Origin of the sequence: Dokdonella sp., from assembly GCF_019634845.1 — a bacterium.
Taxonomy (GTDB): Bacteria; Pseudomonadota; Gammaproteobacteria; order Xanthomonadales; family Rhodanobacteraceae; genus Dokdonella_A.
Genome location: NZ_JAHCAQ010000002.1, coordinates 193,817 through 206,967 on the forward strand (window position 1 = coordinate 193,817; position 13,151 = coordinate 206,967).

The 13,151-nt window shown below is 67.7% G+C and carries 12 protein-coding genes; 5 read left to right on the top strand and 7 right to left on the bottom strand.

What is annotated here, in order from left to right:
• The 4 genes from KF903_RS02370 to grxD all read right to left on the bottom strand — a co-directional run bounded on the left by KF903_RS02370 (position 1) and on the right by grxD (position 5,440).
• Complete coding sequence (locus KF903_RS02370; protein ID WP_291210519.1) at positions 1 to 3,306, bottom strand: TonB-dependent receptor; 3,306 nt, start codon at positions 3,304 to 3,306, stop codon at positions 1 to 3.
• Positions 3,307 to 3,649: 343 nt separating this feature from the next.
• Positions 3,650 to 4,261, bottom strand: coding sequence for a YhgN family NAAT transporter (locus KF903_RS02375; RefSeq protein WP_291210522.1), 612 nt, complete (start codon positions 4,259 to 4,261; stop codon positions 3,650 to 3,652).
• An 89-nt stretch (positions 4,262 to 4,350) separates the two neighbouring features.
• Positions 4,351 to 5,121: an SDR family NAD(P)-dependent oxidoreductase gene (locus KF903_RS02380; RefSeq protein ID WP_291210524.1), complete on the bottom strand. Its 771-nt coding sequence runs from the start codon at positions 5,119 to 5,121 to the stop codon at positions 4,351 to 4,353.
• 1 nt (position 5,122) lies between these two features.
• Positions 5,123 to 5,440 (bottom strand): Grx4 family monothiol glutaredoxin, encoded by a 318-nt coding sequence (gene grxD / locus KF903_RS02385; protein WP_291210527.1) that lies wholly within the window; start codon positions 5,438 to 5,440, stop codon positions 5,123 to 5,125.
• A gap of 119 nt (positions 5,441 to 5,559) precedes the next feature.
• On the opposite strand from grxD, the gene sodB reads away from it, so the two are divergent.
• The gene (gene sodB, locus KF903_RS02390) at positions 5,560 to 6,138 is read left to right on the top strand and encodes a superoxide dismutase [Fe] (RefSeq protein ID WP_291210529.1); all 579 of its coding nucleotides are present in this window, start codon (positions 5,560 to 5,562) and stop codon (positions 6,136 to 6,138) included.
• 42 nt (positions 6,139 to 6,180) lie between these two features.
• Here the strand turns inward: sodB and KF903_RS02395 are convergent, their stop codons facing one another.
• Both KF903_RS02395 and purE read right to left on the bottom strand, forming a co-directional pair.
• A complete protein-coding gene (locus KF903_RS02395; protein WP_291210532.1) occupies positions 6,181 to 7,323 on the bottom strand; it encodes a 5-(carboxyamino)imidazole ribonucleotide synthase in 1,143 nt (380 codons plus the stop codon).
• Positions 7,324 to 7,431: 108 nt separating this feature from the next.
• Positions 7,432 to 7,944, bottom strand: a complete 513-nt coding sequence (gene purE / locus KF903_RS02400; protein ID WP_291210535.1) for a 5-(carboxyamino)imidazole ribonucleotide mutase — start codon at positions 7,942 to 7,944, stop codon at positions 7,432 to 7,434.
• A 62-nt stretch (positions 7,945 to 8,006) separates the two neighbouring features.
• Between purE and KF903_RS02405 the strand changes: the two genes are divergently transcribed.
• The 3 genes from KF903_RS02405 (at position 8,007) to nadC (ending at position 11,728) form a co-directional block, all read left to right on the top strand.
• Positions 8,007 to 8,267, top strand: a complete 261-nt coding sequence (locus tag KF903_RS02405; RefSeq protein ID WP_306581956.1) for a Trm112 family protein — start codon at positions 8,007 to 8,009, stop codon at positions 8,265 to 8,267.
• Positions 8,268 to 8,376: 109 nt separating this feature from the next.
• Complete coding sequence (locus tag KF903_RS02410; RefSeq protein ID WP_291210541.1) at positions 8,377 to 10,779, top strand: DUF1631 domain-containing protein; 2,403 nt, start codon at positions 8,377 to 8,379, stop codon at positions 10,777 to 10,779.
• Between the two features lie 61 nt (positions 10,780 to 10,840).
• Positions 10,841 to 11,728 (top strand): carboxylating nicotinate-nucleotide diphosphorylase, encoded by an 888-nt coding sequence (gene nadC / locus KF903_RS02415; protein ID WP_291210544.1) that lies wholly within the window; start codon positions 10,841 to 10,843, stop codon positions 11,726 to 11,728.
• 126 nt (positions 11,729 to 11,854) lie between these two features.
• Here nadC and KF903_RS02420 read toward each other — a convergent pair whose 3' ends face one another.
• Positions 11,855 to 12,652, bottom strand: coding sequence for an FHA domain-containing protein (locus KF903_RS02420; protein ID WP_291210547.1), 798 nt, complete (start codon positions 12,650 to 12,652; stop codon positions 11,855 to 11,857).
• Positions 12,653 to 12,802: 150 nt separating this feature from the next.
• Here KF903_RS02420 and KF903_RS02425 point away from each other — a divergent pair, with 150 nt between their 5' ends.
• Positions 12,803 to 13,144 (top strand): DUF3301 domain-containing protein, encoded by a 342-nt coding sequence (locus tag KF903_RS02425; RefSeq protein WP_291210550.1) that lies wholly within the window; start codon positions 12,803 to 12,805, stop codon positions 13,142 to 13,144.
• The last annotated feature ends 7 nt before the right edge of the window (positions 13,145 to 13,151 follow it).

Here is a 13,151-nt window from a genome sequence, read left to right on the forward strand (position 1 = left end):
TCAGAACGTGTAACGCAGGGTCACCAATACCGACCAGCGCTGCGACGGATTGAACGACTCGTTGACCGGTAGCGCCGACGGCGAGTAGTTGCCGCCACTGATCTGCTGGTCGATGTTGTAGATGTAGCGACCGGTGGCCGGATCGACACCCGCAAAGTTGGCGAGGTTGCGCGTGAGCGGGAAGCTCGCCCGGCGTTCCACGCCCCACTTGTCGTTGATGAGGTTGCCGAGGTTGAAGATGTCGAAGCGCAACTCACCCTTGGCGCCACTGGGGAAGATGCCCGGGATCTCCTGCCGGAAGGTCAGGTCGATCTGGTTGATCCACGGCGCGCGCGCACCGTTGCGCTTGAACACGCGGCCCTTGTACTGGCTCAGGTAGTTGTCGTTGTTGATGTAGTCCATGAACTGCTGACGCTGTTCCGCCGTCGAGTTGCCCGTGAACATGACGTCGTCGAGGCCACGCGGAATGTACGCCAGATCACGTCCGCCCAGCGAGTCGCCGTTCATGTCATTGCCGAACACCCAGCTGTAGGGCGTGCCCGAGTGACCGTCGAAGAACGTGCTGATCTGGGTGCTGTAGTCACCGAAGAACTTGTGCTGCCAGCTCAGCGAGGCAATCACGCGACGCGGCACCGAGTAGTTGGAGGTCGACACTTCCGCGTCATTGGGGTTGAACATCGCACGATTCTGGTAGCTCGAGAACGCGACGCTCGAGGTACCCGGATTGACCTCGGTGGCGCGGCTCGCGGTGAAGCCCAGCATGCCGAACCAGTTGTCGGCGAACGGCTTCTTGACCGACAGCGTCAGCGCTTCGGAACTGCCCTTGTCGGTATTGGTCAGGTAGATCACGCTGCCAAACGACGGATTGGCGTTCCAGCGCGCGGTGTTGCTGCTGCCTGGCGCCGCGTAGGGATCCTTGGCGTAGCTGAAACGACCATCGGGAAGGGTACCGGTCGGCGCACCAAGATTGAGGTTCTGGTACTGCACGGCCTTGTTGACGTTGAGGCGCTGATACTCGGCGGTACCGATCAGGCCCCACCACGGCAGTTCGCGATCGAAGCCGAGCGTGATCTTGGTGACGGTCGGCAACTGGAAATGCTTGTCGACGAGGTCGACGCCCATCTGCGAACGACCCAAGCCCGGCGTGGTGAGCGTGCCACCCGGAATGTTCTGGTGGTTGGGATCGGGGCTGAACTCAGGATCGGTCGGCGTGCGCAGGCGATTGACGTCATACTGAGCCACCGCCACGCCATTGTTGGAGTACGGGTTGGCCATCCACACGCCCGGCGTGTTGGAGATGAACACGCCAATGCCGCCGCGCAGCTGGGTCAGCCGCTCGGTGTCGAATGCGTAGTTGAACGAGACGCGCGGCTGCAGCACGCCACCGGTGATGCGGTCGGTGTTCTTGATGCCGTAACCGCCCGACGCCGCGTTCGGATTGCTGGTCGAGGCCTGCAGGCCGCACACGCCGAAGTTGCCGGTCGTCCCCGACGCCTGCGCGACGCAGGGATTGAAGGTCGGTGCCGGCGTCATGTGCGGCATGTCATAGCGCAGGCCGAACATCAGCGACAGGCGGTCGGTGGCCTGCCAGGTGTCCTGCAGGAACAGGCCGTACTGCTTGAGGTCGTAGACCGCGGCGACGTTGCCGAGCGAGTAGCCCGGCGCCGGGTCGGCCAGGCGATAGCGACGGTAGGTGCCACTGGCGAAATCGTCGATCGAGTTGAACTCGTACTGGCCGTAATAGCGCTGCAGGAACAGGTTGTAGTAGCTGTCCTTCTGGTAGTCGAGGCCGGCCTTGACCGTGTGGTCGCCAAGGAACCAGTTGCCGGCGAAGTAGGCGTTCCAGGTCTTCACGCCGAGCACGTTGGCCTGGCTCGAATACTCGCTGCCGAGCACGACGCTGGTACCCGAATCGGTACCGGTCGTGCGCACGATGATTTCAGGGGCAGCCTGGCCATTGAGCGGCCCGCGCACCTGGTCGAACTTGTTGTAACCGATCGACGCCTCGGTCGAGAACGTGCTCGACCAATCGTCGAACAGCGTCAACGCCGCCGAATCATTGGTCTTGTGGAACAGGTACCAGTTGCTCGACAGGTTCAGACGCGTGGACGAACCCGCCACGATGATTGGCTCGTCTTCCTTGGTGCGGCTGGCACGGAAGCTCAGGCGATGCGACTCGTTGATGTTCCAGTCGATCTTGCCGAGCAGGCGCTTGCTGACCAGATCGACGTTCGAGGCCTGGATGCCGCCGGCATTGATGCCATAACCTGCCGCGATGCTCGTGATCTGGTCGACCTGCTGCTGGGTCAGGCCGCGCACGGTATTGGTCGCGCCCGAACCTTCCGGCCCCCACACCGAACCCGGCGCCTTGTTCTTGCTCTCCTCGTACGACAGGAAGAAGAACAGCGTGTCCTTGATGATCGGGCCACCGAGGGTGGCACCGGCCGTGTACTTGCTGGTCCAGCCGGTCCAGTCATTGCCCGCCGCATTCTCGCCGGTCAGGTCCTTGGCATTGGTGTATGAGTAGTAAGCCGAACCGTGGAATTCGTTGGTGCCGCTCTTGGTGACCGCGTTGACGACGGCGCCGGCGCCGCGACGCGTGCTCACGTCGTAGTTGGCGGTCGAGATGTTGTATTCCTCGATCGCATCAGGCGAGATCGGCGAACCCTTGGTCGGCAGGCCGTTGTCGTTGAGGCCGAAGGGGTCGCCCGCGTTGATGGTGTCGACCGTGATCGAGTTGTAGCGGAAGTTCTGGCCCATCGCCGAGAACGCGCCGCGATCGCGGTCGGTGACGACGATGCGCGGATCGGCGCGCACGATGTTCTGGATCGAGCGGTCCGGCTGCGGCAGAGCCTGCAGCGCGCGCTGCGACAGGTTGGTGCTGACGCCCTTGTTGTCGGCCTGGAAGGTCGAGCCCGGGGCGACGCCCGTCACCACGATGCTCTCGAGTTGCTGGGTACCACCCGCGCCGACCACGAGGTTGAGCGTGGATTCTTCGGCCAGCTTGAGGTACACGTCGCCCTGGTCGGCGGCCTCGCCATGATCACCCGACGCCTTGACCTCGAACGGACCGCCCACGCGCAGACCCTGCGCGGCATAGCGACCATCGGCATCGGTGACGACCGTGCGCGACGTACCCGTCGGCACATGGATGATCTCGACGGTGGCGCCTGCAACAGGCTTGCCAGCCGCATCGACGACGCGACCACTCAGGGCCGACGAAGTCTGTTGCGCATAGGCGGTGGAGACGGCCAGCAGCGAACCGATCACCAGCGGCAGCAGTCGCAGGCGGAATTGCGATTTCATGGTGTTACCCCCAAAAATGCCAGACGAAAAAAGCAGCACCGCGGCTGCGCCATCGTGAGGCGCCGCCATGCATGGAATACGTCGTTGATCCGCGCGGCCCCAGCAACCCCTCCGGGCATGCGCAGGGCTACGCTAACGGCAGTTTAACAGGGTTCCATTACGGATTTGTAACACCGCGCGTCGGCGACCGGGCGGCGCGCCGCGCAAGCGCCATGACCCGACCGGAACGGCAACCAAAAAAGGTTCCTTTGTGCCATGGAAACAATCACTTGCGATGATTGTCGCCGCCCACGGCCCCGCGCCCGGCGCCGCAGCCACGGGACGGCATCGGAGACGCAGGCCCTCAGCTGGCGACGGCGATGCGCACGTAGGACACCACCCCGTCGAGGAACATCTGCACCGACAGCGCGACCAGCAGCATGCCCATGAGTCGTTCCAGCGCGGTCAGCACGCTGTGGCCGAGCCAGCGGAACAGGTAGGTCGCCGACAACAGGATGATCGCCGTGGCCAGCCAGGCCAGGAACAGCGCCACGCTCCAGGCGGCCGTGCGACCGGGATGACTGTTGGCCAGCAGCATGACGGCGGCCATTGCCGACGGCCCGGCAACACCGGGAATCGCCATCGGCACGATGAACGGCTCGCCCTGCACGTCACCGAAGATGCCGCCGCTCTTGGGCGGAAAGATCATGCGCACGCCGATCAGGAACAGCACGATGCCGCCGGCGATGCCGACCGACTCCTGCTTGAGCTGCAGCAGGTGCAGCAGGTATTGCCCGCCGAACAGGAACGCGAACAGCACGACCAGCGCGATCAGCAGCTCGCGCGCGAGCACGAACCGGCGCCGCTCGGGTGCGACGTTGCGCAGCAGCGACAGGAACAACGGGATGTTGCCGAGCGGATCCATGATGAGGAACAGCAGGATCCCCGCCGACACGGTGCTCATCGAGCTTTCCATGGATCAGGCCCCTCCAGGCCGTTGGCTGCTTCCGCTGGCGACGCCCGCACCCGCATGGCCGTTGCCGCCGCCCGCGGCCGCGGCCCATTTCACGCCTGCGGGCGCAGATCCAGCAAGCGCCCGCGCGCGGCGATGCCGGCCGCGCCGAGCAGCCACGCCAGCGCCGCACCGGCCTCGTCGGGCTCGGGCAGCATGGCCGTGTCCTCACCGTAGTAGGCGGCGCGGCGCAACGCCGTGCGCATCGGCATCGGCAGCAGCAGATGGCTGCGCAGGCGCGAGCTCTCGGTTTCCTCGTGGATGATCGACGCCAGACCCAGCAGCGCATGCTTGGCCACCCCGTAGGCGCCCCAGTAAGCGCGACCCATGCGTCGCAGATCATCGACCACGAACACGACGGCCGCGTCGGCGGCGCGCTCCAGCAACGGCTGGCAGGCCTGGGTGAGCCACAATGGCGCGGTCACGTTGACATGCTGCGCGCGCGCCCACTCCAGCGGCTCGATCTGGCCGAACGGCTGCAGCGTGTTGAAATGCGCGGCGCAATGGGCGATGCCATCGAGGCGACCGAACTCGCGCTCGACCGTGGCGGCCAGGTCCTCGTAGTCGCGCGGCGTGGCGCCTTCCAGATCGAGTGGATACAGCGCCGGGGCGGGCCACCCTTGCGCTTCGATCTCGTCGTACACGCGCTCCAGCGCGCGCGGCTTGCGGCCGAGCAGGATCACGCTCGCACCCGCCTGCGCCGCAGCCAACGCCGTGGCCCGGCCAAGGCCGCCGCTGGCGCCGGTGACGAGCACCACGCGCTCGTGCAAGGACGCCGCGGCCGGCGTGCGCGCGGCCCGCTCGAGTCGGATCGACGCCAGCATGTCAGTCCTTGCGCGTGTCCTGCACGAGACGGGCCAGTTCGCCCGACTGATACAGGTCGAGCGTGATGTCACAGCCACCGATCAGTTCGCCGTTGACGAACAGTTGCGGAAAGGTCGGCCAGTTGGAATGGCGCGGCAGCGTGGCACGGATCTCCGGGTCTTCGAGCACGTTGACCGCATGGTAGTGCGCGCCCACGGCATCGAGCGCCTGCACCGTGCGGCTGGAAAACCCGCACATCGGGAACTCGGGCGTTCCCTTCATGAACAGCACGATCGGATGCGCGGCGAGGGTGTCGGTGATGCGTTGGATGACGTCCATGGGTAGCCTGTGATTGCATGCACGCACAAAGCCGCAAGTGTAGCACTGCGCTCCTTGCTTGATCCGGCGCGCCGCGACTGCCTAGACTGCAAGATCCCATCACCGGCAAGGAGTCCCTCATGGCCATCGAACTGCCCGCGCTGCCATGGGCGCGCGACGCACTCGCTCCGCACATCTCGGCGGAGACGATCGACTACCACTACGGCAAGCACCACCAGGCCTACGTCACCAACCTCAACAACCAGATCAAGGGCACCGAGTTCGAGAACCTCGCGCTCGAGGACATCATCCGCAAGGCCACCGGCGGCATGTTCAACAATGCGGCCCAAGTGTGGAACCACAGCTTCTACTGGAACTGCCTCAAGCCCAATGGTGGCGGCGAACCCGGCGGGGCGCTGGCCGAGGCGATCAACAAGGCCTTCGGCAGCTTCGCCCAGTTCAAGGAAGAATTCACCAAGACCTGCGTGGGGACGTTCGGCTCGGGCTGGGGCTGGCTCGTGCAGCGCGCCGATGGCGGCCTGGCGCTGGTCAGCACTTCCAATGCGGGCACCCCGATCACTGGCAGCGACCGCCCACTGCTGACCTGCGATGTGTGGGAGCACGCCTACTACATCGACTATCGCAACGCGCGCCCCAAGTACCTCGAGGCGTTCTGGCAACTCGTGAACTGGGAGTTCGCAGCAAGCCAGATGGCGTGAACCCGCGCCTGGCCGCCGCCAAGGCTGGCGGCCGGGTTCTGGTCAGGCGCTGGCGTCGGCCTGCAACGCCTCGATCACGGGCGCGACCTGGGCCTCGCGGCCAAGCGCGCGGCCCACGCGCGTGAGCCGCTCGATCATCTCGGGCGCACTGTCGGCGCGCAACGTGGCGTGGCCGACCTTGCGTCCCGCACGCGGACTCTTGCCGTAGTCGTGCCAATGCGCACGCGGTTCGGCCAGCACGGCCTGCGCCGGCGGCAATTCGCCAATCCAGTTGAGCATCACCGACAGCCCGAGCGCAGCGGTGTCGCCAAGCGGCAGGCCGCAGACCGCGCGCACGTGGTTCTCGAATTGGCTGGCAGCGGCCCCTTCGATCGTCCAGTGCCCCGAGTTGTGCACGCGCGGCGCCATTTCGTTGCCGAGCAACTGGCCGTCACGCACGAACAGTTCGAGCGCGAAGGTGCCGACGTAGTCGAGTTCCTCGGCCAGCCGCCGCGCGTGGGCGAGCGCGACGGGCAGCAGCGCCTGGCTGCCTGGCGCCGGCGCAAGGCTCGCCGACAGGATCCCGTCGGTGTGCCAGTTGCGGGTCAGCGGATAGGCCCGCAGCTCGCCGTCGCGGCCACGCACGGCGACCACCGACAACTCGCGCTCGAACGGCACGAAGGCTTCGAGGATCGCCGGTGCGCCGCCGAGCGCCTGCCACGCCGCATCGACGTCGCCGGGCAGGCGCAGCCGGTACTGGCCCTTGCCGTCGTAGCCGAGCCGTCGCGTCTTGAGGATGGCCGGCAGACCCACCTGCGCGACTGCCCGCTGCAGATCGTCGCGGCTGTCGACCACCGCAAACGGCGGCGTTGCCAGCCCGATGCGCTGGAACAGCGTCTTTTCGGCGAGGCGGTCCTGCGAGGTGGCCAGTGCGCGCGGGTTCGGAAACACGCGCGTGCGCTCGCTCAACCAGCGCGCGGTATCGGCTGGCACGTTCTCGAAGTCGAAAGTGGCCACGTCGATGCGCTGCGCGAATCCGGCCAGCGCATCGAAATCGCACCAGTCGGCCTGCACCAGCGGCGCGACCTGACCGGCGCAGGCGTCGGCCGCGCTGTCGACGACGAGGAACCGCAGGCCCAGCGGCGCACCCGCCAGCGCCAGCATGCGTGCGAGTTGGCCACCACCGAGGATCCCGATCGTCGGCACGTCAGTTCGCCTCGCACCGCGCGGCGCCGGTAGCGGCCGTCCGCATCCTGCCCGGCGCGCGCGGCCGCCGACGGCAAGCATTCATCACGCAGGTGTCCATCACCGGCATCAGGCTTGCTCGCGCGGATCGGCGCCAGCCAGCACCGCAGCGGTCTGGTCGCGCCGGAACGCATCCAGTCGCTCGCCCAACGCGGCATCGGTCAGTGCCAGCAATGCGCTCGCATGGAGGGCGGCATTGACCGCGCCGGCGCGCCCGATCGCGAAGGTTGCCACCGGAATGCCAGCCGGCATCTGCACGATCGACAGCAGCGAGTCCATGCCATTGAGCGCCTGTGACTGGACCGGCACGCCGAGCACGGGCACGCGCGTCTTGGCCGCCAGCATGCCCGGCAGGTGGGCCGCGCCGCCGGCGCCGGCGATGATCGCGGCCAGACCGCGGGCGAGTGCGCCCGCGGCGTAGTCGAACAGCAGATCGGGCGTGCGATGCGCCGACACCACGCGCACCTCGTGCGGCACAGCGAGCCGCTCGAGCATGTCCACCGCATGCCGCATCGTGTCCCAGTCCGAGCGCGAGCCCATGACGACGCCGATTCGTCGCGCCGCCACCATGCTTTCCGTCATAGCCGCCACGTCCGCAAAACGCTATTGTACGTGCATTGCCCTGCGACGCGATCGACGTGGCCATCAACCCCCAGTTGCTCGACATCCTGTGCTGCCCGAGCACCAAGGTGCCGCTGCGCCTGCTGCGCGCCGACGAGCTCGAGGCCGTCAACCGCGCGCTGGCTTCGGCAGGTGACCATGGCGCGGCCCCATCCGGTGCGTGGACGGCCGGCCTCATCACGCGCGACCGACGCACGCTGTATCGCATCGACGACGATATCCCGGTGCTGCTCGCCGACGCCGCGCTCGCGGTCGCCGACATCGCGCAGTTCCCCGCTGCCTGAGCCCGCGACGCATGCACTACTGTGAACGGGTAGACAGTTTCGGCATGCCGGCGCCTGGCGGCGCAGTGGCATAATCGGCCCACGTGGCACCCTCAGCCGGCTTCGCACCATGACCGCTGCCAACGACAACCCCAACGTCGTCGTCCTGTCGCCACGCCAGGCGCCGGTGGATCGCCTCGGTGATCTGCTCAAGCTCGTGCGCGGCGTCTCGCTCAAACGCATCAACGCGCTCGTCGGCACCTTGTTCGAAAACGTCGACGATGCGCTGTTCGACCTGGCCGAACGCGCCGGCAGCAACGCGGTGCAGACCGAATACTTCGATGGCATGCGCGAGATCCGGCGCAAGCGCCATCTCGTCGAACGCCTGTTCCACGAGCAGGCCAGCCGCGCCTTCAACGACTTTGCCGAAGGCAAGGCCCACACGGTAGCCGGCGAAGGACCCCAGCCGTCGGCGCCGGCAGGCGGCCTCAGCCTGGTCGATGACGTCGAACTGGAAGAGTCCCTTGCCGTCAGCAGCATGATCGCCAAGGCCGAGAACCGCCTGCAGCGCACGCTCTACCAGGTCAACCAGCGCCTGTCGGTGATCGTCGGCGGCGGCAAGGTCGACGATGCCAACAATCCGATCGGCCCCGCCGCACTGGCCAACGCCTTCCGCGTCGCGGTGCGCGAATTCGAAGTCAACGTCCAGGTCAAGCTGATCGTATTCAAGCTGTTCGAGCGCTACGTCATCGCCGGGCTCGAAGCGGTCTACGACGAGGTCAACATCGAGCTGATCCGCGCCGGAGTGCTGCCGCAGGTGCGCCATACGGTGGCCCGCAATGCACAATCCGGCGCCGGCGCGTCGCCGGCGGCAGGTCTGCTCGGCCATGACGACGCCGGCGAGATCAATCCGACGACAACGGCCCACGATGCACAGACCGTGTACGACCCGGTGCAGGCCGAGGTCTACCACACCCTGCGCGCGCTGCTCGCCAGCCGGCGCGGGCCGATGCACTACGGCGGCGAACCGGCAGCGGGCGGCTTCTCGGCCACCGACCTGCTCAGTGCCCTGACGCTGCTGCAGGCCAGTCCCACCCCACCGGCGCGCGTCGAGGCCGAACCGCTCGACGCGGCGCAGATCGTGCAGCAGATCAAGCAGGAATTGCTGGCGCAAGTCGGCCGCCTGACCGCCGACGCCAAGGACAAGCGCGTGACCTCGGCCGACGAGGACACGATCGACCTGGTCGGCATGCTGTTCGAATACATCCTGCGCGACCGCAACCTGCCGGCGCAGATGCAGGCCTTGCTTGGCCGCCTGCAGATCCCCTACCTCAAGGTCGGCATCCTCGATCGGCACCTGTTCGCGCAGAAGACACACCCGGCGCGACGTCTGCTCGACCTGCTCGCCGACGCCGGCAAGAGCTGGAGCGAGGAATCCGACCGCGATCACCGCCTGTTCGACCGCGTCAAGGCGACGGTGGAAACCGTGCTGCGCGACTTCGACGACGACGTGGGCGTGTTCGACCGCGAAGTCGCCTCGTTCAGTGACTTCATCGGCCAGAACCGCAAGCGCGCCGATCTGGCCGAGCAGCGCGCGGCCGATGCCGCACGCGGTCGCGAGAAGCTGCAGGCGGCGCGCCAACGCGCCGCGCGCGAGATCCTGTCGCGCATCAGCGACCGCAACCTGCCGCCGATCGTGCATGGCGTGCTGTCGCGCCCGTGGGCCAACTATCTCGTGCTGACGCTGCTGCGCCAAGGCGAGGAGTCCGATGAATGGCGCAATGCACTGCGCTTCACCGACGAATTCATCTGGAGCGCGCAGCCCAAGACCACCGACAACGAGCTGGCCCGCCTGCGCGCCCTGTTGCCGCCCCTGCAGAAGGCGCTGCGCCACGGCCTGACCACGGTCGCGTACCACGAAGCCGACATGCAGCGCCTGCTCGCCGACCTGGCGCTGTTCTACGACCGCGTGCTGGCGGGGCAGAAGCTGGAAACCAAGAAGGTCGACGAGGTGATCCGCGAGTCGGTGGCGGCAGCCATTCCGACCGACGCGGCAGCAGGTGCCACCGCCGATGCCGTGGCGCCGGCAGCTCCTGCATCGCACAGCCCGGTCGAGGAGGCCGTGCTCGACGGTACCCTGCTCGCAGCCGACGAAGTGAGCGCCGAACCGGACGCCGACGACGAGTACTTGCGCGCGGTCAAGGCAATCAAGCCCGGCAGCTGGATCGAGTTCGTCGACGAGAGTGGCCAGCGCGAACGCGCCAAACTGTCGTGGATCAGCCCGATCAGCGCCAAGTACCTGTTCGTGAACCGGCGCGGCCTCAAGGTCTGCGACAAGACCGCCACCTCGCTCGCCGAGGAACTGCGCAGCGGCAGCACGACGATCCTCGAGGAAGTGCCACTGTTCGATCGCGCGCTCGACGCCATCGTCGCCAAGCTGCGCGACGCGGGCGGCAGTGAGGCGTCCGCGTCGGCACACACGGCGACGGCAACCGCCGCTGCGCCCGTGCCGCCCGCCGACGGGACACACTGAAGCAAGCCGCTCGCGCCGCGGCTTGCTATCCTGCGCCCCCTCCTGCCCCTGCGGCTTGACCATGCCTGTATTGCCGCCACCGTGCCGTGACGACGTGCTGCGCGATGTGCAGCGCGCGCTCGCCGAGGACATCGGCAGCGGCGACGTCACCGCCGACCTGTTGCCACTGTCGGCGCAGGCGCAGGCGCGCATCGTGACGCGGCAAGCCATGGTGCTGTGCGGGCGCGACTGGGTCGATGCCTGCTTCCACGCCCTCGATCCGCAGACCCGGCTCGATTGGCAGGCCGCCGATGGCGATACGCTCGCCGCCGGCGCCCTGCTGTGCCGCATCGAGGGCGCGGCGCGCGCGCTGGTCAGCGCCGAGCGCACGGCCCTCAATTTCCTGCAGACGCTGTCGGCCACGGCGACCGCGACCGCGGCCCATGTCGACGCCGTGCGCGGCACGCGCGCGCGGATCCTCGACACGCGCAAGACGCTGCCGGGGCTGCGCTTGGCGCAGAAGTATGCGGTGCGCACCGGTGGCGGCCACAACCACCGCATCGGCCTGTTCGATGCGGTGCTGCTCAAGGAAAACCACATCGCCACTGCCGGCTCGATCAGCGCGGCCGTCAGCCGCGCACGCGCGCTGCATCCGGAGCTGTTGCTGGAAACCGAGGTCGAGAACTTCCAGGAACTGCGCGAGGCCATCGCGGCTGGCGTCGACCGCATCATGCTCGACGAGTTCGAGTTGCACGAACTGGCCCAGGCGGTGGCCGAGACGGCGGGCCGCGTGCCGCTCGAGGTATCGGGTTCGGTCACGCTCGAGCGCGTGCGGGCGATCGCCGAAACCGGCATCGATTACATCTCGATCGGCGCGCTGACCAAGCACATCCGTGCCATCGACCTGTCGATGCGCATCGACAGCATCATTCCAGAAGCCGCCGGTGGTCACGCCGAGACCGGTCACTGAGGCGGACGTCGCGCCGCGCCGGTCGATTCCGGAGCGGCGACGCGGGTGCGGCACTGGCCGCGCCCGACCGGCAGGCAACCCGTCACCGCCGCGCGAACGCGCTCGCGACGGTGCCTCGGCGGCCTCTCAGAACACGCCCTGCTGATGCAGTACGGCGGCGGCGATCGCCGCGACCACGATCACGGCCACCACGATCCACAGCGTGCCGTTGCCGCCCTTGGCCGCCGACGCGGGCGGCGCAACCGCTTCCGGACGCACCGCCGCCGCCTGCTGGCGCGCATCCATGCCGGGTGCGATCAACTGGAAGCGGATCGTGTCCAGGCGCAATTCCTCGCCCGGCCTCAACAACGTCGCCTCGCTGATGCGCTGGTTGCCGACATAGGTGCCATTGGCCGAACCCATGTCCTCGACCATCACGCCGTCGGCAGTCACCTTGAGGCGAACGTGGTGGCGCGAGACCTCGTCGGCCGCGATCGGGATGTCGCAATCGGCCTGGCGCCCGATGACGGCGCCGTTGCTGACCGCGAAGGTCTTGCCCAGCGTGGGCCCGGACACGCCGCGCAGCACGAATTTGGGCAGCGCCGCGCGCACGCGCGTGGCCTCGTCGCGCACCGGTGCGGCGGCCTGCTGCGGTGCCGCCTTGCGCTCGTTGACCACCGAACAGCCGATGCGGCCGATGACGATGAGGTCGCCATCCTTGAGCGGCGTCGGCGCCGTGACCTGGCGACCGTTGAGCACGGTGGCCAGCGCGCTGTCGAGCGCGCGCAGGCTTGCGCCATCGTCGGTGCCGACGATCTCGCAATGCCGCGGCGCGACGCCATCCTTGTCGAGCACGATCGTGCAGCCGGCATCACGTCCGATCGTCACGGTACCGCCGCCTACCTCCAGCGGCGCGTGATCCCCACCCGGAAAGACCAGTTTCATTTCTCCCCTCCAGTGTCCGGTCGCAGCGTGCGACCATCAAAACGGGCGCGGCGGTGGCCGCGTACTTGCGGTCGATTGTACCGAGCCGGGCGCCGCGCGCACGCCGCAACGCGGTTGCGGCCCGGGCCGGGCTTGGCCACACTGCCGCGCATGACCGGAACCCTGCTCGCCCTGCTCCTGATCGCGGCCGCCATATGGGCCTGGATGGACGTGCTGCGCTCGCGCGAATACGCGATCGCGCATGGCCATCGGCTGTGTGCCGATGCAGGGCTGCAGCTGCTCGACCAGAGTGTCGCGGTCAGCCGCGTCCGTCTGGTCTGGCGCGACGGCCTGCCCTCAGTACTGCGCCGCTACGTGTTCGATGTCAGCACCGACGGCAGTGACCGCCGGCCGGGACACCTCGACCTGGAAGGCCATCGCCTGGCCGCCTGGAGCTTGCCCGACACCACCACGCCCGACCCCGCACCGCCGCGCCTGCGCATCGTGCAGTAGGGCGCGG